Genomic DNA, 20525 nt, shown 5'->3' with positions numbered 1-20525 from the left:
CACCTTTTTTGATAGCATGTTCAGTTACTGAAAAAACAAAAAACACTAATAATCAAACATATAATTCATTTTTATTTTAAGAATGTTCATGATGTTCAGTATTTGTCTAGTACTAAAATTACCAAAAAAGGACCGTTTCAGATTACATTAGAGCCCTTTACGAATCAATTTACTATTTATGAAAAAAATTACCCTTTTAATGTTTGGTCTATTTCTAGGCTGTATTGGAGCTTTTGCTCAGGTAAGCATAGGAAATGAATCAAATGTTTCACAACCTATTCCATTTGAACCTTATTACGGTTATAGTTACACACAGTCTATTTATTTGGCTTCGCAGATCAATACACCAGCTGGTGACATAACAGCATTGCAATGGTATTATAACGGATCCGATGCGCTTACCAATTCACAAGAGTTGGTGATTTACATGGCAAATACCGACAAAAACAATTATAGTGACGGTAATGATTGGATAAGTTCAGAAAATCTTACACAAGTATATAGTGGTGGTATTACTGTAAACGGTAGCGGATGGGTTACCATTACCCTTGATACTGCTTTTGAATACAACGGTACTGATAATCTAGTAATTGCGGTAGAAGAAAATATGCCTGGGTATGATACCAATAACAACTTCTATTCATCAAGCGTAAATAATAATCAAAGTATTTTCTATTACAACGATTCTGAAAATCCAGATCCAAACACACCTCCACAAGGAAGTACAATAACTTATATTCCAAATATTATTATTGAAGGAATATCACCTACCTGTCCTGCGCCTACAAACCTAGGAGTTAGTGAGATAACCGTAAACTCGGCTACACTTACATGGCAAGAAAATGAAGATGCTGGCAATTATACAGTTGCTTACGGTTATCCAGGATTTTCACTAGAAGAAGGTTCTACAACAACAGCAACTGGTACTATTTTTGAACTAGAAAATCTTTCTTCAGGAACTGATTATGAATATTATGTAAGAGCTGATTGTTCTACAGATGATTTAAGTACCTGGAGTGGTCCTTTTCCTTTTGTAACGCAATGTGACGCTGTAGATAGTTTTTACCAAGATCTTGAAAATGCAACTCCATATGACATTCCAAATTGTTGGAATACCATTACTGATGGAGCTTCTTTATATAGTTATGTACAAACGGTAAATTATGGAGCCTATTCTGGTAATAACTCCATCCTAATGTACAATGCTACTTCTGATGTTACCGCCAACATGATGCTAGTTTCACCTATTGTTTCAAGTTTAACTTCCGGCACACATTGGTTGACTTTCAATGCGCAATCAAGTAGCGAAATGGAAGTACTACAAATAGGTACATTATCTGATCCAAACGACGCTAGTACTTTTAATATACTATACACACAAGCATTAACAGCTACATACCAACTATATACCTTTGACCTTACTACCTATGAAGGAACAGATGAATATTTGGCTATAAAAAGAACTACCAATACAGATTATAACAGTATCTATTTGGACGATATCAATTATGAAACCATGCCAACATGTATCTATCCAATTAACATCACTGCAAATTCCATAACAAGTTCTGAGGCGAGTTTAAGTTGGACAAGCGACGCTTCGAGCTTCGAATATGTACTAAATACTTCAGAAGATACACCATCAGAAACACCAGAAACAGTTTCAGATAACACAATAGACTTTGAAGGGTTAGATGCATTTACTACCTACTATTTCCATGTAAGAAGCCTATGTGAGGAAACTTCAATTAGTGAATGGGTTACTTATGAATTTACCACAAGTATCTCAAATAATACTTGTGAAAACGCAATTACTATTACGGCTAGCAACTATCCAACTTGTGATGCACCGATAGCTGGTACTACAGAAGAATCTACACATACAGCAAATGCAAGCTGTGGAATTTATTATACCGATGTATGGTATTCTTTTACTCCAGAAACGGACGGTAATTATTATTTCTCAACGGATAACGCATCTACCGGTGTAGTTGTGTGGACTGGCGATTGTGAAAACCTTACTGAACTAGCAAGCAACTGTAGCAACATGATTTCTGCAACATTAACATCAGAAACTATGTACTACGTGAGTGTTCTAAGTTATGAAGGAAATCCTCAAAACTTTAATTTATGTGCAAGATTACTGCCAGATGCTCCGGCTAATGATAGCTGCGAAGATGCAGTAGTAGTAAACGATTTTCCATTCACAGAAACGATGGATGCATCCGGCGCTAGTAATAATGATGGATTTATAAATATATGTACCAGCAGTTATGGTGTTAATGATGGGGTTTGGTATACGTTTACACCGTATACTTCTGGAGAAGTTTCTATTAACATCACAAACGTAGATGCGTGGCAACCCGAAGTAGGAGTGTTTAGTGGGACTTGTGGCGAGTTTGTATGTGAAAACTTTTCTAGTACCTATTACGACGGAGAAGATATTTCTGTTAATGTCACTGTAACTGCCGGTACTCAATATTTTATAAATGTAGGGTACAACAGCGGTTACACCGATTATCTAGAAGGCAATTTCACCATTAGTATTGATAGTGAAGATGCGAGTTTAGCTTCGGAAAGTTTTAAAAACGAAACAAACTTTACCTACTATCCAAATCCGGTAAATCAACAATTACTTACTATAAACACCACCAAAACCATTCAGCAGATCAATGTTTACAATCTACTCGGTCAAAATGTATTAGCCGTTACACCAAATATGGCTAACTATACGTTGAACATGTCTGATTTAACAGCCGGAAGTTACCTGCTTCAGGTTACTGTTGATGGAACAACTGAAACCGTTAAAATTATAAAACAATAAGATTAACCTTCAGTTTAAAAAAATCCCATTTGTAGTTGATTGCAAATGGGATTTTTAATTTTTGATACTTTCTATTTTTTATTCTTCCGCTAGTACATCATTCCAGCCGCCACCTAAAGCACGATACAGCTGAATTACGGCTTGAAGTTCCTGCAATTTATCACTGATTGAATTTACTTGTGCAGACAACAAACTTTGTTTGGTAGTCAATACATCGGTATAATTGGTAGAAGAAGTATATTCTAGTAAACTCTCTGTAAAATCAACCGACTTTTCTAATGCGGTTAATTGTTTTTCTCTTGCCTCATGTTTCTGTACTGCTTTTTGATACATATACAAATTATTTGAAACCTCTTCTGCCGCCGTTAACCAAGCTGTTCGATAATTGTAAAAAGCATGTCGTTGTAACGATTCATTGGTTTTCAAACGGGCTTTGTTTTCTCCATTGGCAAAAATGGGTTGCGTTAATCCACCTACGATGGTATAAAAGATAGATTTATTGAAAAAGTCTTCTATCGTTAAAGACGATAATCCTCCATTTGCTGTAATGGTTAAACTTGGATAAAAATAAGCTTTTGCCATTTTTACATCTTCAAAAGCACTTCGGAAAGCGAATTCTGCTTCTTGAATATCCGGTCTATTTCTCAATAAATCAGACTGAAAACCAACCTTCAAATCGGTATAAGGAATTTGTTCTTCCAAGGTAGAACGCTCGATAGTTCCTGGTGATCTTCCTAACAAAATACTCAATGCGTTTTCTTGTTCACGAATGCTCAACTCAATATCCGGAATAGAGGCTTCAATCTCATATCTACTCGCTTCACTTTGTACCACAGCAGCACCATCTACCACAGCAGATTCTTTTAAAAGCTTCATGGTTTCCTGATCGTCCTTTCTGTTTGCGAGCGTCTCTTTATTGATTCTTAAATCTTCATCATATGCCAACAAAGTGTAGTATGACACTGCAATATCACTTATCAATTGCGTTTTTACTGCTCTTGCAGCGGCCTCGGTTTCTAAAAAAGCAGCCAATGCAGACCGTTTGCTACTACGCAATTTCCCCCAAACATCAATTTCCCAGCTACTTGCCAATTGGGCTTTAAAGGTTTTTGTTTTTAGGTTTACGTTAGCACCTCCAAAATTTAAAGCGGCTTGTGATGTTCTGGTAAACGTAACCGATGGTTCTGCACTCAAACTTGGCAATAAAGACAATCTTGCTTGTTGTAAAGTAGCTTCGGCTTGATTGATGTTTTCTACGGCTACTTTCAAATCTAAATTATGCGCTAAACCTTCTTCTATTAATTGCTGAAGAATGGTATCGGAAATCATTTCCTTCCAAGGAATATCTGCCAACGTGGTAGAATCTGTTACCAAAGTATCTCGGTATTGTGTACCCACTTCTGCATCGGGTGTTTCATATTTTTTTGTAATTCCGCACGAATGCAATAAAAGCATACATCCTATTACGGCAAGACTATAGCTGATTCTTATTTTTTTCATTCTGAATTTCTTTTCGTTATGCTTCATCACCCCAATCATCATTACGTTCGCCAACAATTTTCTCATGCAAACTCTGGAAAATAACATACAATACCGGGATAACTACAATTCCGATTACAGTACCTATCAGCATTCCGCCAATAGCTCCCGTACCAATAGAATTATTTCCCTGAGCTCCTGCTCCACTTGCAATCATTAATGGAAATAATCCAAAAATAAAAGCGAACGACGTCATTAGAATAGGTCTGAAACGTGCTACAGCGCCGTCCAAAGCAGATTGAACAATCGTTTCTCCATGTCGCCTTCTTTGTAATGCAAATTCCACAATCAGAATGGCATTTTTGGCTAACAATCCAATCAGCATGATCAAGGTAATTTGAATGTAAATGTTGTTGCTAATTCCAAAGAGATTTGCAAAAAGTAATACGCCGGCTAAACCAATAGGTAACGAAAGCAGTACTGCAAAAGGAAGAATGTAACTTTCGTACTGACCACTTAATAAGAAGTACACAAAAATAAGACACAACATAAAAATGATCACTGTTTGGCTACCTGCAGAAAGTTCTTCACGCGTCATTCCGGAAAATTCATAACCATACCCAGTAGGTAAAGTTTCTGAAGCTACTTCTTTAATAGCGTTAATAGCATCACCAGAAGAATAACCATCATTTGGCGCACCCGTGATACTCACCGAAGTAAACAGATTGAAACGATTAATGGTTTGTGGACCATAAACTTTTTTCAGCGTGATGAATTCACTTAGAGGAGCCATCACATCGTTATCATTTTTAATTTTGATGGCATTCAGACTTTGCTCATTAGCTCTAAACTTAGGTTCTGCCTGATAAATTACACGAAATTGCTTTCCGAACTTATTAAAGTTGGAAGCATATACGCCACCAAAATAACCTTGCATAGTTGTAAGAATATCTGAAACTCCAAAGCCTGCGCGCTTTGCTTTGGCTACGTCTACACTAATTTGGTATTGTGGAAAGGTAGGATCAAAATTTGTAGATGCATATTGAATTTCGGGACGCTCGGAAAGTTTAGCTAAAAACTCCTGACTCACTTCATACAACTGATTTACGGTTCCACCTTTTTGATCTTGTAACTGAAATGAAAATCCGTTACTAGTACCAAAACCACGAATGGTTGGTGGCGAAAAGAAAATCACTTTCGCATCTTTAATTCCGGCTGTTTTAGCAAATAATTTATTGATAATAGACGCTACATCTTGACCATCTCCTGTACGCTCATTCCAACTATTAAGCTCCATAATTAGCATTCCGTAGTTAGAACCGGTTCCGCTAATCATTCCACGACCAACTGATTTCATAACCGCTTTCACCTCGGGAATTTCCATAACAATTCCTTTGATTTCTTCCATCACCTCATCGGTTCTTTCCAAAGAAGATGCTGCCGGTAAACTTACATCACACATAATAGTTCCTTGATCTTCCTCGGGAACAAAAGCTGTTGGTGTTACGTTCATCAATACCACAAAACCAGCAATAAATCCAGCTAAAATCAGCATAGCTAATCCTTTACGTTTGATAAAGAAATAAACTCCTTTTTGATACTTATATGTGGTTTTGTTAAACGCTACGTTGAAGCCGGTGTAGAATCGCTGTACAAAGTTCTTTTTCGCGTGTTCGCCGTGTGGTTTTAACAATAACGCACACAAAGCCGGGCTCAATGTTAACGCATTAATGGCAGAAAGTACAATAGCAACGGCTAGCGTTAATCCAAACTGTTGATAAAAAACTCCCGAAGATCCACTAATAAAACTCACCGGAATAAACACAGCTGCCATCACCAATGTAATGGAAATAATAGCGCCAGAAATTTCATCCATCGCATCTAAACTCGCTTTCCTAGCGGAAGTATAGCCATCGTCTAATTTAGCGTGAATTGCTTCCACCACCACAATGGCATCATCTACTACAATACCAATGGCCAATACCAATGCAAAAAGCGTGAGTAAGTTAATAGTAAATCCAAATACGTTCAAAAAGAAAAATGTACCTACAATAGCCACAGGAACGGAAACTGCCGGAACCAACGTTGAACGCCAATCTTGTAGAAAAATGAAAACTACAATGAATACCAAAATAAAGGCTTCTACTAAGGTATGAATTACTTTATCTATGGAAGCTTCCAGAAAATCATTGGCATTAGACATTTCAACATACGTCATTCCTTTTGGGAAATTCTGGGCTAGTTCTTCCAGCACTTTTGTAGAGTTCTCTACAACTTCTTGCGCATTTGAACCTGCTGTTTGGGCAATGGCAATACCCATACCTGGATATCCATTCAGCGAGGTAATTGTATTATAGGTTTGAGCTCCTAATTCTACACGAGCAACATCTTTTACACGTAGAATATGTCCGTCTTCGGTGGTTCTAATAATAATGTTTTCAAACTCGGAAACATCTTTTAATTTTCCGGTATATTTTAATGTATACTGATAGGATTGATTTCCTTGTAAACCCAATTGCCCAGGAGCTGCTTCAAAGTTTTGATCGTCTATCGCATCGGCAATATCACTTGGAATTAAACCATAATTTGCCATGGCATCGGCTTTTAACCAAAGTCGCATACTGTAATCTTTGGTACCAAAAGCACTTGCGTCTCCAACTCCATTCACCCTTTTGATTACCGGAATTAAATTGATGTTGGCATAATTCTGAACAAATTTCGCATCATGATCTGGATTGGTACTATACAAACCGATAATCAATACATTACTACTTTGTTTTTTTTCAGTAGTTACTCCGGCTTGCGTAACCTCTTGTGGCAACAAGCTAGAAGCTCTAGAAACTCTATTCTGAACGTTTACTGCGGCAATATCAGGATCTGTTCCTAATTCAAAATACACAGTGATACTTGCCGAACCGTCATTGGTTGCAGTAGAAGTCATGTACGTCATGCCCTCTACTCCATTAATTTCTTCTTCTAGCGGAATTAATACACTATTCAAAACTGCTTCTGCATTGGCTCCTTGATATGAAGCTGAAACCGAAACTGTTGGCGGTGCAATATCTGGATATTGTGACATTGGCAGTGTTAGCATTCCTATAATTCCCAAGATCAAAATGATCACAGAAATTACGGACGACAACACTGGTCTTTTTATAAATTTCTTAAACATAATAGGCTAGTTTTCTGTAGTGATTTCAGAACTGTTTGAAACTTCTTGAAGAGCTTTAACTTCGGAAGCTTTTACCATTTCTGCTTTAACTTCTTTTCCGTCTGACAAAGAATTGATTCCTTCTACAATTACCTTATCACCTTTCTTAAGTCCATCTGTCACCACATAGGCTTTTCCGTTTGGTGTGGCGGTTACGGTAATTTTTACAGCTTTCGCTTTGGAATTTTCATCCACTACATAGACATAGACATTTCCTTGAATCTCGTACGTTGCTGCTTGCGGAATTAGAAAGATATTTTTCATGGTATTTGGAATGCGTACAGTAGCGCTGTTTCCCGTACGCAACATTCCGTAAGGATTATCAAAAATGGCTCGCACATTGAAAGAACCCGTTTCTTCATCCACTTGACCGCTTATGGTTTGTACTTTTCCAGTTTCATCAAACGTAGATCCGTCTGAAAGTAAAAGTTGTACTTCTGGAAGACTTTTGATTTTATCGGTTGTATAGGTTCCTTTGGTATTTCTGAAGAAATTCAGCAATGTCTTTTCATTAATAGAAAAGTAGGCGTAAATACTATCAATATTAGAAACTTTGGTCAGTGGATCGGTTGTAGAACTACTCACCAAACTTCCTAATTTATAAGGAAGCGTACCAATGACACCAGAAACTGGTGAAGTTACACGTGTATAATTGTTATTAATTTTGGCGTTTACCAAATCAGCTTCGGCTTGTTCTAATGCTGCTTCGGCAGATTTTAAGGTATTCTCAGCAGAGGTTAATTCAAACTTGCTAATGATTTCTCTTGCTACCAAAGGTTTTGCTTTTTCTACATCGACTTTGGCCGTGCTCACAGCTGCTTTGTTGCTTTCTATAGCCGCTTGTGCATTTCTTACATCTTGTTCATACGTTGGTGCGTCTAAAATAAAAAGTAACTCACCTTTGGTCACATATTCACCTTCATCTACAAGTACTTTTTCGATAAAGCCTTCGATCTTGGGTCTAATTTCTATATTTTCAACACCTTCTAAAGTTGCCGGAAAATCTGAATATAATAAAACACTATCCGGTGACATGGATATGGTTTTATAGGAAGTTACTGTGGCGGTTTGATTGTTTTTTTCGGTACTCGAATTACAACCTACCAATCCTAAAAGTAGTGCAAAAGCCGCACTAAAATTTTTAATTCTCATCATGGAAATATCTGCTAATTAATAGATGCTATAAATGAATATGATCTGGTTATTGGTGAACTATTGATTCTATAAGAATCAAAGTTAGTTTGGAGAATTCCCATGAAGAAATGAACTATATAAACAACCGTATTATACCCCTGAAAAGTAGTATTCTATCGAGGATAAAACGTTCATAAAAAGAAATTACTTAGAAATGAAGAACATTATTCTATTTAAACAATCGCAACATTGTTGCGTTTAAGTTTAATTGATTACATTTGAATCTACAAATTGATATGATATGAAAACAGTAGATTACGAAGTGATTATTATAGGAGGAAGTTATGCAGGACTCTCGTCAGCTATGGCTTTAGGAAGATCTTTACGAAAAACCTTGATTATAGATAGCGGTAAACCATGCAATGAACAGACACCACATTCTCATAACTTTGTTACGCACGACGGCAAAAAGCCATCGGAAATTGCGCAACAAGCAAAAGAACAAGTTTTACAATACTCTTCAGTAACTTTCACGAAAGCAAAGGCAATGTCTGGAACCAAAATGGAAGATTATTTCATAATTAACACAGACACCAATGAAACTTTTAGTGCTAAAAAACTCATCTTTGCAACGGGTATTAAAGATATAATGCCAGAGATTACAGGATTTTCCGAGTGCTGGGGAATTTCAGTAATTCATTGTCCGTATTGCCATGGATATGAATACAAAAAACAGCCAACCGGATTGTTTGCCAGTGGCGATAAAGCTATGCACATGGCAGGTTTGATACGAAATCTTACAGATAAGCTTACAATCTTTGCTTCAGAAAATAGTTTTACAGAAGAACAACTCCAAAAACTTGCTAAAAACGAAATCGAAGTTAAACATAGCGCTTTAAAAGAAATTGTTCATACAGATGGTTATCTACATCAGATTATCCTTGAAAATGGTGAATCTATAGCTTTAAATGCATTGTATGCTCCAAGACCTTTTACACAACATTGCAGTATTCCTGAAAAACTTGGATGTAAGCTCAACGAGCAAGGATATTTGGAAACAGATGCTACGATGAAAACTGTGATTCCCGGAGTGTACGCATGCGGAGATAATGTTTTTCCAATGCGATCCGTAGCGAGTGCCATTGCACAAGGAAACTTAGCCGGAGCCATGGTTAACATGGAATTGGTTCAGGAAAGTTTTTAAGCAATAACGCCTTGGTCAATTAACTTTTTCCGCTTTACAATTCTTAAGAATGAAAATAAAATGTTCAACACCATCAGAATTCAGTTCTAAAGTCCCTGTTACAGATACTATTGCATCTGTTTTAAAACTTGGTGTTTGATTAAATTGGAGTTCTACGGTAGTTTCCGGACCTCCAACGCCACAGAAAAAACAAGCAGACATGGGAGTTTTTGAAAGTATATACACGTTCTCCTCCGGAAAAATATTCAAAAAATGACCTTCTACAGTGATTGTTTTACCCGCTAGCTTTTTTACAGATTCTTTAAAGTGTGGTTTTAAAAAATAATCTCCATACGATTGAAAATATTCTTCAGTAAAAGTGACCTTAGACAGATCTGTCCAGGTCACTTTTTGTTGTGCATAACTAGATGCAAAACCACAAACTAAGAAATATATGATGAAAATAATCTTACAATGCTTCATGACTTATGATTTTAGAAATATTCATTCGAATTAATGGAATCAATGCTACAATGACAGCAGCCAAAAACATGACTAGAAAAAGGAATAGCGTGATGCTAAATTGTTGATACGGAATTGAGCTAGAAATACCTTCCACATAGTTTTCATTAAGTACTATTTCGATATATTTTATGCCTAGTTGTGAAAATCCGGACCCTATCAGCATGGAAAAAAATAAAACCAAACTTCCTTCTAAAAAAATCATTCGAAGCAATTGAAAAGTACTCGCGCCGTAGGTTCGCAATAAAGCTAATTCAAAGGATTTTTCCTTTACCATTTTATAGAGATTTACAAAAAATGTAAGGCAGGAAATTGCCAGTAAAATATAAGCTATCCAAGTAATAGTCTGAACTCCTATACCTGTATAACTTTTCAATTTTTCAAGTTCAACCTTTGGAAGTGCGGCTTGCAAATTGGTATTACTATTGATGTTTCTAGGCATACGTAACAGCGCCATAGGGCTCTTAAATTTCACTAATAAAGACGTAATTTCTTTTGCTTCATCTTCCTCATGATGATGTGCTGCTTTATGTTCTTTATGGTGATGTACTGCCTCTTCATGATTTTCCTCCTCTTCCTGATGATGATGGTGTATATCCCAAATGCTCTCTAGTGGTGTTACCATTAATTTGTCTAATACCGTATGTGTTTCAGATAAAATACCCACAACCTTCATTAATTGTTCGTGTTGATGACCTCCTTCTGATGCCAATCCATGAGAACTCTTAAACGTATCTCCTACTTTTAGTTGTGAATTTTTAGCTACACTTGATCCCAAAACCACTTCAAAAGGATGCTCCATCATTCTTCCTTTTTTAAATGTGGCATTGTAAATATCAAAAAAATGAGCGTTGCTACCTACAATTCGATATCCACGATAATTATCTCCGTACGAAATAGGCACCGCAGACGCTACCATAGGATTTTGAGCTATTTGATCTGCTTCTTTTAATGGAATATTTCCGGTAGGATTATCAATATGTAAAACAGAAGCCATTACCAATTGCAATGGACTTCCCTTTGCTCCAACTACCATATCTATTCCATTTAAACTGCCTTCAAATTGATTTTTGAAAGACCAATCCAATTCCTGAACCGCAAGCAATAATCCAATGCTCACACTCAATACCAAAACCGTTAAACATGCTTCTACTGGTTTATACAATGTATTGCGAAAACTCAGTTTGGTAAGATTCATCATAGCTTCAATACATTTGAAAAATAAGGCATAATACGATGATCGTGAGTTATTACAATAAGATTAGATTGTTTTTCTTCCGCTTGCTTTAGTAATAACTCCATCACCATTTTACAGTTTTCATCATCAAGACTAGAAGTGGGTTCGTCTGCCAAAATTAACTTTGGATGATGAACCAATGCCATAGCAATTCCCAAGCGCTGTAATTGTCCTAAACTTAAGCTATGTGGCTTTTGATGCTGAACATGGGTAAGTTGAAGCGTTTGTAACAACGCAGTTATTTGTTTTTCTGGAGCCATGGGATTGGCCAACCGCAACCTTAATTGTAAATTTTCTAAAACTGTCAATGTTTTTAAAGCATGATTTCTTTGAAAAACAAAACCTATTTTATCACCTCTAAATCTATCTAAATCTTTTTGTGATAATTTTTCCAAATTAGTAGTTCCTACTTTTATAGAACCACTTTTAGGAGAAAGCAATCCGGCAAGGAGATGCAGAAAGGTTGTTTTTCCTATACCGGATTGCCCAATAATTAACAGGTGTTCACTAGAACTAAGGGAAATATTAGGAAATGTAAACACTGGTGCTTTCTTTGAATATTGAAAGGTAAGTGCTTGCGTTTGTATCATTGGTGTAGCTAAATTTAACGTTCAATTAGTTATAAACCGGGATGGGCCATTGATCTAAAACTTCTAATTGGTTATGCTGAAATTCTTTAATTTCAAGGTCTGTGAGTAAACAATCTTTCAATTGTGCTATCATTTTTTCTTTATTCAAATGTTGACCAATAAAAACTAATTCGTTTTTACGATCTCCAAAAACAGCATCCCAATCTGCTTCTATCTGCTTTTGATTTTGAAGAAAAACTGCATAATTTATACGACTATCAAAAGGCATAGATGCCCACCAAACTCCCGCAGTATCTGCTTTACAGGATCCACCTGCAGAACTCCAAAGTAAAGCCTGATCTTTTCTGGATGCCAACCAAAAGAGTCCTTTACTACGTATTACGTTACGAGGAAATTCTTGATTAATGAAATTCATAAAACGCTCTGGATGAAAAGGTCTCTTATCATAAAAAACAAAAGAACTTATACCATATTCTTCTGTTTCTGGGGTATGTTCTCCTTCCAATTCCTTGATCCATCCGGCTGAATTTTGTGCTTTTTCAAAATCAAATAATCCGGTATTTACAATGCGGTTAAATGGCACTACAGAATTCTTAGCAGGAATAATTTCTGCTTCAGGATTTAATGATTGTAAAATAGCATACAATTCTTTTAACTGATCTTCAGATACCAGATCTACTTTATTTAAAATAATTACATTGGCAAATTCAACCTGATCTGTAAGTAGGTTTACAATAGTTCTGTCATCATTGGGTATATCAGTTAAATCACGGGTTGCCAAATAATCTGAACTGGAAAAATCCTTAAGAAAATTAAAGGCGTCTACAACGGTTACCATGGTATCTATGTAACTAAATTTACTAAGATCAATACTGCCATCTTCACTTTCAAAAGTAAAAGTTTGAGCCACTGGCACAGGTTCACTAATCCCAGTACTCTCTATCAACAAATAATCAAATCTATCTTGTAGTGCTAATTTTTCAACCTCTATCATAAGATCTTCACGAAGTGTGCAACATATACAACCATTACTCATTTCTACCAATTTCTCTTCGGTTCTTGAAAGGGTTTGCTCATTTTCTACCAGCTGTGCATCAATATTTACTTCGCTCATATCATTCACAATAACAGCCACCTTCAACCCTTGTTTGTTATGAAGTATATGATTTAATAAAGTTGTTTTTCCAGCTCCTAAGAAACCACTTAAAACGGTTACGGGAAGTTTATTCATTTGCTTATATTCTTTATTATTTTAATAAAAGGTTATTCTCTTGTTTTAAAAATCTTTTTACCTTTACTGCAACACTGTTGCAAATGTAAAATAATTCAATAAACGCAACAGTATTGCATTTATAAAAATATGTTAAAATGAGAAACACGATAGCAAAAACTGAAATTCAAAAGCTACTAAATCACTCAGATGTAGCGCTGTCTCCTTCTGAAATAGAAACTCAACTTCATGGACTATGCAATAGAGTAACTGTTTATAGAGTTTTAGAAAGACTTGAAAAAGAAGGATTTGTTCACAAATTCACCAATGTAGATGGAGTTTTAAAATATGCCGTTTGTCAAGATTGTGATACAAATCATATACACCACCACAACCATGCGCACTTTAATTGCACAAAATGTGGTGATGTTACTTGTTTAGAAACTGTAGAACCCAAGTTTGAGGTTCCAGTGAATTATGAAGTTGCGGAGATCAATTTTACACTTTCTGGAATTTGCCCAAAATGTGCAAAATAATGTTACTTGGAAATTGCTCTGCGTTCCATAGCAGAAGCATCTTCGGCAATACCGTATTTCCAATAAGAAAAGGCATACCAATCTTTTCGTTCTAGTTTAGGGTTTGAACGCAATGATTCCTGAATTTCTTTAATGGTGTGGTATTCTGCAGCTGCGTAGACAAATTTGCTTTCCATATCTGGAATTTCTTCAGTTTGAAAAGCCTCTAAAAGCGGAGCTGTTTCACCAGGGTTCGAATTGAAAATCCACTTAATTTCAACCCCAGCAGGTTTTTGAAGTAGAATTACATCTTCTGAACTATGAACCTCCAATAAAACTTTTCCTTTTGTTGTTGCCGGTAAGTTTTCTAAAATGGTGGAAATAACAGGTAACGCTGTATGATCGCCTATTAATAAATACCAATCTGCTGGTTGTACAATAGGTTTTCTTTTTGCTTTCATAAGCACACCCAATTCGTCTCCTTTTTCTGCATGAATTGCCCAGGAAGAAGCCGGCCCTGTTTCGCCGTGCATCACAAAATCAATAGCCATTTCGTTCTTGTTTACATCCAAATAACGCATGGTATACGTTCGGATATAGAAATCAGAAGCTCCTTTTGGCGGACCATCAGGAAGTTGAATTTTTTGTAATTTATCTTTGGGAATAACTATTTTATTATTGTCTCCTACATTGGCTGCTTCATAAATAGAAAGATCTTCGCCTTCCAAAATTACACGTATGTAATGCGGAGTGAGATATATTTTTTCTTTCACTGTAAGTACAGCTTTCATCATTTGTGGCTTTTCCATTTTCGTTATTTTTTGAATTACAAATTTCCAAAGTTTGTTTGCCTAATTTTGGTATATTCACACATTAAATTGGTAATTTTACATTCGTAATTATTTATAATTTGGAATTTTCATCATCACTTCAACAGCCTGTAGCTGCGTTAGAATTAAATTTAGATTCTACATCTGTAAAAAGCATCAAACGAGATTTTTATGAATTGCTTGTATGTTTAGAAGGAAATGGAATTTTGATAAAAAATGATGAAGAGCTTTCCTTTGCTGCTTCTGATTCTTTTTTCATTAACAAAGGTGATTCCGTTGAGTTAAAAACTTTCAACAATGCTACATTTATGTGTTGCCGATTTTCTGAAGACACCAAATTTATATTGAAAGATCTGGTTTCAAAATCCAAAGGAAAAGCAGTGGCTCCTATTAGAGCAAAATCAGTATTAAATCCTAAAATTTCATGTTCTGAAAAAGATGTAAAATTGCTGATGCAATTGCACAAAACATTACTGGTATTACAATCAGATTTCTTTCTTAATGCCAACTTAATGTACTATCAATTGCTCTGCTTTTTAACTATTATGGAACGTAATATTCCATTACAACCGGGACAACCAACCAAGGGAATTCCAGAATTAAGTATTCAACCCATCATCAAACATATTCATAAAAATCTACGAACACCCGAGTTACTTTCCTTATCATATATTGCAAAAACCTTCAATTTGAGTACCAATAGTTTGGGGATATTTTTCAAGAAGGAAATGAATATTTCTGTCAAACAATACATTTTGCAAAGTAGAATGGCGGCTATTTCAAAAAGAATTGAACAAAAAAAACAGTCTTTCTCTGAAATAGCATTTGAATTTGGTTTTACCGATGAAAGTCATTTTTATAAAAGTTTCAAAAAACATTTTGGTGTTTCTCCTTCCAATTTTAAGAAGAACTTAATGTAATCAAAACCTATTGCAGCTATAAGATTATGTATTTTTACAATTACTAATTTAGTCAATGAAATTAAGTAATATACCTGCGCTTAGAGCTTTTAGAAGTACCAATTATACGCTTTACTTTAGTGGTCGTGCTTTTTCACAATTTGGAACAGCCATGCAAAGAACCGCAGTGGTTTGGGTAGTTTATGCAATTACAAATTCAGAATTTTACTTGGGGCTTACCATCTTTGCAGAACAATTTCCTTCTTTTGTATTTTCTGTTCTTGGCGGAGTTTATGCAGATAGATATAACAAATATACCATAGTAAAGATCACTCAGATACTGGGAACCTTACAAGCAGGTTTGTTGGCTTTGTACATCTTTTGGGGTTATGAGGCCGTTTGGGTAATTTTGATTTTGAGTGCTCTTTTAGGAATTATCAATGCTTTTGATGTACCGGCTCGTCAAGCTTTGATACATGATATTGTGGAAGATGCTTCAGATTTGCAAAGTGCTATTTCCCTCAACTCAGCAATGGCCAATACCGCGAAATTATTGGGACCAGTTCTTTCAGGATTGTTAATTCATTGGACCAATGCAGCCATCTGTTTTTTTATAAATTCACTGAGCTTTGGAGCGGTTTATATTTCGGTTTTACTGATGAAAGTACCAGAATGGCAACCTCCTCAAATAAAGAGAAAAGCCATTGAAGAGCTGAAAGATGGAATTTCATATCTGAAAAAATCTCCCAAAATATTGTTGGTAATTTTAACGGTGGCATCCATGGGATTATGTTTATTACCCTACATTTCTTTGATACCTGTTTTTGCAAAAGAAGTCTTTAAAGGAAATGCCGCAACCTATGGGTATATTTCTGGTTTTATAGGTTTTGGAGCCGTAAGCGGTACAATGCTTTTAGCTTCACTAGACAAAAAAACATCGTTACGAAAATTTCTATTAATCAGTAGTTTTATACTTGCCGTAAGTTTGGTTTTCTTTTCACAAATTACCTCCTTCTATATTGCTATGCTTTTTGCCATATTTTTAGGTTTGGGGCAAGTTGCGCAATTCGCTGTTTCTATGCTCATAATCCAAACGGAAACGGCTTCTGAAATGCGTGGTAGAGTCATCAGTATTTTATTGATGGCGTTTTATGGAATGGGACCTATTGGAAGTTTATTAGTAGGAAGTATTTCTGAATACATTGGTGCTCCAAACATGCTATTCATTATGGGAATCATTGGTATTGGTTTAACTTTTCTGTTCTATTATTTATTGAAAAAAAGAAAAGATATATAAAGTCATTTCTCTATGATTTTCTCACAAAGAAATGACTTTATAAAATGTTATGATTCATTGCTATTTTCATGATACAATGCCAATAATCTTTTCGCTACCGTAATGGCAGGCGATTTTTCATTTATCACCAATTCTTTCATTGGTTCCATTGCTTTTTTCACTTCAGGATGATTGTAAAAATCGGTTTCTAAATGATATTTGATGGTTTCCTGCATCCAATCTAAATTCTGTTGCTTTCGGTTTCCTTCAAAAAATCCATTTTGTTTCATGGCTGTTTCAAAATCAGCAATCATTTTCCAGATAGCTTCTACCCCATCATTTTGAATTGCTGAACATGTAGACACTTTTGGAACCCACCCATTTGGGTTTGGTGGAAACATGTGTAATGCATTTTGATATTGGCGTTTTGCTAATTGTCCTTTTTGTAAGTTATCGCCATCAACTTTGTTTATGGCAATCGCATCAGCCATCTCCATAATTCCCCGTTTGATTCCTTGCAATTCGTCACCGGCATTGGACAACATGAGTAGTAAAAAGAAGTCTACCAACCCTTTTACCGAGGTTTCACTTTGGCCTACACCCACGGTTTCTATCAAAATAACATCAAAACCTGCGGCTTCGCACAATAAAATGGTTTCTCTGGTTTTGGAATGAATTCCTCCCAAAGTGGTGCCGCTGGCAGATGGCCTAACGTATGCATTGGGGTCATTGGACAATTCTTCCATTCTGGTTTTGTCTCCTAAAATACTTCCTTTGGAACGTTGACTAGATGGATCTATGGTAAGCACAGCCAACTTTTTTCCTTTACTGGTAAGATACTTTCCAAAAGATTCTATAAACGTGCTTTTCCCAACTCCAGGAACTCCGGTAATACCAATGCGTAAAGAGTTTCCTGTATGTGGTATAATATTGTTAATCACTTCTTCGGCTAAGTTATTATCACTAGCTAACTTACTCTCTACCAAAGTAATCGCTTGACTTAGAATAACTCTATCTTTCTTTAAAATTCCTGTTGTGTAGGCCTCTGCTGTGAGTCTTCGACTCTTGAACTTAACTTTCATAAGAATAAAATTCTGAAATAAAACATGATATAAAGCAGGCGCTATTAAATAAATTCACCCCAACTTTGAGTAGTTATTTAAAGAAATAAGAATTTCACAACGTTCTCTAAATCTTCCGAAACTTAGTAATAAATTTTCTAATAATCGAATTATGGATTTAAATTATATTGAACACATTGGTATTGCAGTAGAAAATCTTGAAGCAGCTACTGCCTATTACGAAAACGTTCTAGGACTAAAATGCTACTCTGTAGAAGAGGTAACCGATCAAAAAGTTAAAACAGCATTTTTTAAAATTGGTCAAACCAAAATAGAACTACTGGAAAGTACCGCTCCTGATGGACCTATAGGCAAGTTCATTGAGAAAAAAGGAGAAGGTATTCATCACATTGCCTTTGCAGTAAACAATCTTGAAAAACAATTGGAAGATGCTGCAACCAAAGATGTAAGACTCATCGATAAAACTCCCAGAAAAGGAGCGGAAGGTTTACACATCGCGTTTCTTCACCCAAAATCTACGCACGGTGTCCTAACCGAATTGTGTGAAAACAAAGAAGCATAAACTAAAAGAAAACTAACATAACATTTTTAAAATCACCCCATACTATGTCTATAACTAGTATTAAAATTAAAGAACTTGTTGACAAACGGGAAGAAGCAAGATTAGGTGGTGGACAAAACAGAATTGATGCCCAGCACAACAAAGGCAAACTAACGGCTCGCGAGCGTATCGAAGTTTTATTAGATGAAGATAGCTTTGAAGAGTACGATATGTTTGTAACCCACAGATCGCACTCCTTTGGTCTTGAAAACGAAAAATACTACTCCGATGGTGTTGTAACCGGTCGAGGAACTATCGACGGACGTATTGTTTTTGTGTTTAGTCAAGATTTTACGGTTTTCGGTGGATCACTTTCGGAAACGTTTGCGAACAAGGTTTGCAAGATCTTAGACCAGGCCATGAAAATTGGGGCACCTGTAATTGGACTCAACGATTCTGGTGGTGCACGTATTCAGGAAGGTGTTCGATCACTTGCTGGTTATGCCGAAATTTTTCAACGTAACATTATGGCATCGGGCGTTATCCCACAAATTTCAGCCATTTTTGGTCCTTGTGCCGGTGGTGCGGTGTATTCTCCTGCCCTAACCGACTTTATTATGATGACCGAAGCAACATCGTACATGTTTGTTACGGGGCCTAAAGTAGTAAAATCAGTAACTGGTGAAGTGATTTCTACCGATGATTTGGGGGGTGCCAATGTACACGCTACCAAATCGGGTGTTTCTCATTTCTTAACAGGAAGCGAAGAAGAAGGTTTACTCCTTATTCGTAAACTAATGAGTTATTTGCCACAAAACAATTTAGAAGATCCTCCGGTTATTGATTGCTCAGATCCTATTGATCGTTTAGAAAATGTGCTCAATGAAATTATTCCTGAGAATGCCAATAAACCCTACGACATCAAAGATGTCATCTCTGCAACCACCGATTATGGTGAATTTTTAGAAGTTCAAGCCAATTATGCTAAAAACATTGTAGTAGGTTTTGCTCGATACAACGGTAGACCTGTTGGTATTGTAGCCAATCAACCTAAATTTTTAGCGGGTGTGTTAGACATCAACGCTTCTAGAAAAGCAGCAAGATTTGTACGTTTCTGTGATGCTTTCAACATTCCATTAGTAACCTTGGTAGATGTACCTGGATTTTTACCGGGAAGTTCTCAAGAATACGGCGGAATTATTATTCACGGAGCCAAACTATTATATGCTTATGGCGAAGCAACAGTGCCAAAAGTTACCATCACACTTCGTAAATCGTACGGTGGTGCACACGATGTAATGAGCTGTAAACAATTACGAGGCGATTTAAATTACGCTTGGCCAACAGCCGAAATTGCAGTAATGGGTGCCAAAGGCGCTATTGAAGTGTTAGAAGGAAAAACACTAAGATCTATTCCAGATGCAGAAGAAAGAGCTGAGTTTATTGAGAAAAAAGAAAATGAATACTCTCAAAAATTCGCTACGCCTTACTTAGCTGCTAAATACGGATTTATTGATGATATCATAGAGCCTAGAAATACGCGCTTTAGAATTATTAGAGCTTTAGAATCTCTGGCTACCAAGAAAGAGGTAAACCCTCCTAAGAAACACGATAATCTACCACTTTAAAATTTAATCATTATGCTATTCTTAAATGCAAATTTAGAAGAAGGGTTCGTGATTTTACTGGTAGGTATGCTCATTGTTTTTATGGCGTTAGTTTTACTGTTCTGTTTTTTCACACTACTACCGAAAGTTTTGAATCTATTTGTGAAAAAGCCAAAACCAGCTCCGAAACCAACTACGTCCGAAACATCAACCAAAAGTTATGTTTCGGGAGAGCAAATGGCAGCCGTTTCTGCTGCAGTGTATCTTTTTCTTGAAGAAGCACACGATCAGGAAAACGCTATTGTAACTATCAATTCCGTAGCAAAAAACTATTCACCTTGGAGCAGTAAAATCTATGTGACCCATCAATTTAACAATCGATAAA

General features: G+C 36.1%; 17 protein-coding genes. 8 read left to right on the top strand and 9 right to left on the bottom strand.

Annotated features, from left to right (window positions below):
• Positions 1-178: 178 nt before the first annotated feature.
• A complete protein-coding gene (locus BM383_RS17780) occupies positions 179-2824 on the top strand; it encodes a T9SS type A sorting domain-containing protein (protein WP_093026504.1) in 2646 nt (881 codons plus the stop codon).
• Positions 2825-2902: 78 nt separating this feature from the next.
• Here BM383_RS17780 and BM383_RS17775 read toward each other — a convergent pair whose 3' ends face one another.
• The 3 genes from BM383_RS17775 to BM383_RS17765 are packed head-to-tail and all read right to left on the bottom strand — an operon-like array spanning position 2903 to position 8669.
• Positions 2903-4324 carry an efflux transporter outer membrane subunit gene (locus tag BM383_RS17775; protein ID WP_093026511.1) on the bottom strand — a complete coding sequence of 474 codons (1422 nt, stop codon included), beginning with the start codon at positions 4322-4324 and terminating at the stop codon, positions 2903-2905.
• Positions 4325-4340: 16 nt separating this feature from the next.
• Positions 4341-7475 (bottom strand): efflux RND transporter permease subunit, encoded by a 3135-nt coding sequence (locus BM383_RS17770; protein ID WP_093026503.1) that lies wholly within the window; start codon positions 7473-7475, stop codon positions 4341-4343.
• 6 nt (positions 7476-7481) lie between these two features.
• Positions 7482-8669, bottom strand: a complete 1188-nt coding sequence (locus BM383_RS17765; protein WP_093026502.1) for an efflux RND transporter periplasmic adaptor subunit — start codon at positions 8667-8669, stop codon at positions 7482-7484.
• Between the two features lie 280 nt (positions 8670-8949).
• On the opposite strand from BM383_RS17765, the gene BM383_RS17760 reads away from it, so the two are divergent.
• Complete coding sequence (locus BM383_RS17760; RefSeq protein ID WP_093026501.1) at positions 8950-9852, top strand: NAD(P)/FAD-dependent oxidoreductase; 903 nt, start codon at positions 8950-8952, stop codon at positions 9850-9852.
• Positions 9853-9867: 15 nt separating this feature from the next.
• On the opposite strand, the gene BM383_RS17755 is transcribed toward BM383_RS17760, so the two are convergent.
• The 4 genes from BM383_RS17755 to BM383_RS17740 are packed head-to-tail and all read right to left on the bottom strand — an operon-like array spanning position 9868 to position 13411.
• Positions 9868-10314 (bottom strand): hypothetical protein, encoded by a 447-nt coding sequence (locus BM383_RS17755; protein ID WP_093026500.1) that lies wholly within the window; start codon positions 10312-10314, stop codon positions 9868-9870.
• Positions 10301-11554, bottom strand: a complete 1254-nt coding sequence (locus BM383_RS17750) for an ABC transporter permease (RefSeq protein ID WP_245766617.1) — start codon at positions 11552-11554, stop codon at positions 10301-10303. Before BM383_RS17750 ends, BM383_RS17755 begins: the two co-directional genes overlap by 14 nt.
• The gene (locus tag BM383_RS17745) at positions 11551-12180 is read right to left on the bottom strand and encodes an ABC transporter ATP-binding protein (protein ID WP_093026499.1); all 630 of its coding nucleotides are present in this window, start codon (positions 12178-12180) and stop codon (positions 11551-11553) included. The genes BM383_RS17750 and BM383_RS17745 overlap by 4 nt, the downstream gene beginning before the upstream one ends.
• Positions 12181-12205: 25 nt before the next feature.
• A complete protein-coding gene (locus BM383_RS17740) occupies positions 12206-13411 on the bottom strand; it encodes a GTP-binding protein (protein ID WP_093026498.1) in 1206 nt (401 codons plus the stop codon).
• Positions 13412-13548: 137 nt separating this feature from the next.
• On the opposite strand from BM383_RS17740, the gene BM383_RS17735 reads away from it, so the two are divergent.
• Positions 13549-13926: a Fur family transcriptional regulator gene (locus tag BM383_RS17735; protein WP_093026497.1), complete on the top strand. Its 378-nt coding sequence runs from the start codon at positions 13549-13551 to the stop codon at positions 13924-13926.
• A gap of 2 nt (positions 13927-13928) precedes the next feature.
• On the opposite strand, the gene BM383_RS17730 is transcribed toward BM383_RS17735, so the two are convergent.
• The gene (locus tag BM383_RS17730) at positions 13929-14714 is read right to left on the bottom strand and encodes a siderophore-interacting protein (protein ID WP_093026496.1); all 786 of its coding nucleotides are present in this window, start codon (positions 14712-14714) and stop codon (positions 13929-13931) included.
• 101 nt (positions 14715-14815) lie between these two features.
• Between BM383_RS17730 and BM383_RS17725 the strand changes: the two genes are divergently transcribed.
• Positions 14816-15655 carry an AraC family transcriptional regulator gene (locus tag BM383_RS17725; protein WP_093026495.1) on the top strand — a complete coding sequence of 280 codons (840 nt, stop codon included), beginning with the start codon at positions 14816-14818 and terminating at the stop codon, positions 15653-15655.
• 55 nt (positions 15656-15710) lie between these two features.
• On the top strand, positions 15711-16931 hold the full coding sequence (locus BM383_RS17720) for an MFS transporter (RefSeq protein ID WP_093026494.1): 1221 nt from the start codon (positions 15711-15713) through the stop codon (positions 16929-16931).
• Positions 16932-16978: 47 nt separating this feature from the next.
• Here BM383_RS17720 and meaB read toward each other — a convergent pair whose 3' ends face one another.
• Positions 16979-17992, bottom strand: a complete 1014-nt coding sequence (gene meaB / locus BM383_RS17715; protein ID WP_093026493.1) for a methylmalonyl Co-A mutase-associated GTPase MeaB — start codon at positions 17990-17992, stop codon at positions 16979-16981.
• 151 nt (positions 17993-18143) lie between these two features.
• On the opposite strand from meaB, the gene mce reads away from it, so the two are divergent.
• The 3 genes from mce to BM383_RS17700 are packed head-to-tail and all read left to right on the top strand — an operon-like array spanning position 18144 to position 20524.
• Positions 18144-18554 carry a methylmalonyl-CoA epimerase gene (gene mce, locus BM383_RS17710; protein ID WP_093026492.1) on the top strand — a complete coding sequence of 137 codons (411 nt, stop codon included), beginning with the start codon at positions 18144-18146 and terminating at the stop codon, positions 18552-18554.
• Positions 18555-18598: 44 nt separating this feature from the next.
• Entirely contained in the window at positions 18599-20161 is a 1563-nt protein-coding gene (locus BM383_RS17705; RefSeq protein WP_093026491.1) for an acyl-CoA carboxylase subunit beta, read from the top strand.
• A gap of 12 nt (positions 20162-20173) precedes the next feature.
• Positions 20174-20524, top strand: coding sequence for an OadG family protein (locus tag BM383_RS17700; RefSeq protein ID WP_093026490.1), 351 nt, complete (start codon positions 20174-20176; stop codon positions 20522-20524).
• The last annotated feature ends 1 nt before the right edge of the window (position 20525 follow it).

Source organism: Pustulibacterium marinum, assembly GCF_900116665.1.
Classification (GTDB): domain Bacteria; phylum Bacteroidota; class Bacteroidia; order Flavobacteriales; family Flavobacteriaceae; genus Pustulibacterium; species Pustulibacterium marinum.
The sequence above is the reverse complement of the archived record's forward strand: the minus strand, read 5'-3'. Positions and strand labels throughout refer to the sequence as shown.

Excerpts from the sequence above, each read along its gene's own strand:
- mce (WP_093026492.1), top strand. The coding sequence starts at position 18,144 with ATGGATTTAAATTATATTGAACACATTGGTATTGCAGTAGAAAATCTT.
- BM383_RS17750 (WP_245766617.1), bottom strand. The coding sequence starts at position 11,554 with ATGATGAATCTTACCAAACTGAGTTTTCGCAATACATTGTATAAACCA.
- BM383_RS17780 (WP_093026504.1), top strand. The coding sequence starts at position 179 with ATGAAAAAAATTACCCTTTTAATGTTTGGTCTATTTCTAGGCTGTATT.
- BM383_RS17705 (WP_093026491.1), top strand. The coding sequence starts at position 18,599 with ATGTCTATAACTAGTATTAAAATTAAAGAACTTGTTGACAAACGGGAA.
- BM383_RS17775 (WP_093026511.1), bottom strand. The coding sequence starts at position 4,324 with ATGAAAAAAATAAGAATCAGCTATAGTCTTGCCGTAATAGGATGTATG.
- BM383_RS17700 (WP_093026490.1), top strand. The coding sequence starts at position 20,174 with ATGCTATTCTTAAATGCAAATTTAGAAGAAGGGTTCGTGATTTTACTG.
- BM383_RS17740 (WP_093026498.1), bottom strand. The coding sequence starts at position 13,411 with ATGAATAAACTTCCCGTAACCGTTTTAAGTGGTTTCTTAGGAGCTGGA.
- meaB (WP_093026493.1), bottom strand. The coding sequence starts at position 17,992 with ATGAAAGTTAAGTTCAAGAGTCGAAGACTCACAGCAGAGGCCTACACA.
- BM383_RS17730 (WP_093026496.1), bottom strand. The coding sequence starts at position 14,714 with ATGGAAAAGCCACAAATGATGAAAGCTGTACTTACAGTGAAAGAAAAA.
- BM383_RS17720 (WP_093026494.1), top strand. The coding sequence starts at position 15,711 with ATGAAATTAAGTAATATACCTGCGCTTAGAGCTTTTAGAAGTACCAAT.
- BM383_RS17755 (WP_093026500.1), bottom strand. The coding sequence starts at position 10,314 with ATGAAGCATTGTAAGATTATTTTCATCATATATTTCTTAGTTTGTGGT.
- BM383_RS17745 (WP_093026499.1), bottom strand. The coding sequence starts at position 12,180 with ATGATACAAACGCAAGCACTTACCTTTCAATATTCAAAGAAAGCACCA.
- BM383_RS17735 (WP_093026497.1), top strand. The coding sequence starts at position 13,549 with ATGAGAAACACGATAGCAAAAACTGAAATTCAAAAGCTACTAAATCAC.
- BM383_RS17770 (WP_093026503.1), bottom strand. The coding sequence starts at position 7,475 with ATGTTTAAGAAATTTATAAAAAGACCAGTGTTGTCGTCCGTAATTTCT.
- BM383_RS17765 (WP_093026502.1), bottom strand. The coding sequence starts at position 8,669 with ATGATGAGAATTAAAAATTTTAGTGCGGCTTTTGCACTACTTTTAGGA.
- BM383_RS17760 (WP_093026501.1), top strand. The coding sequence starts at position 8,950 with ATGAAAACAGTAGATTACGAAGTGATTATTATAGGAGGAAGTTATGCA.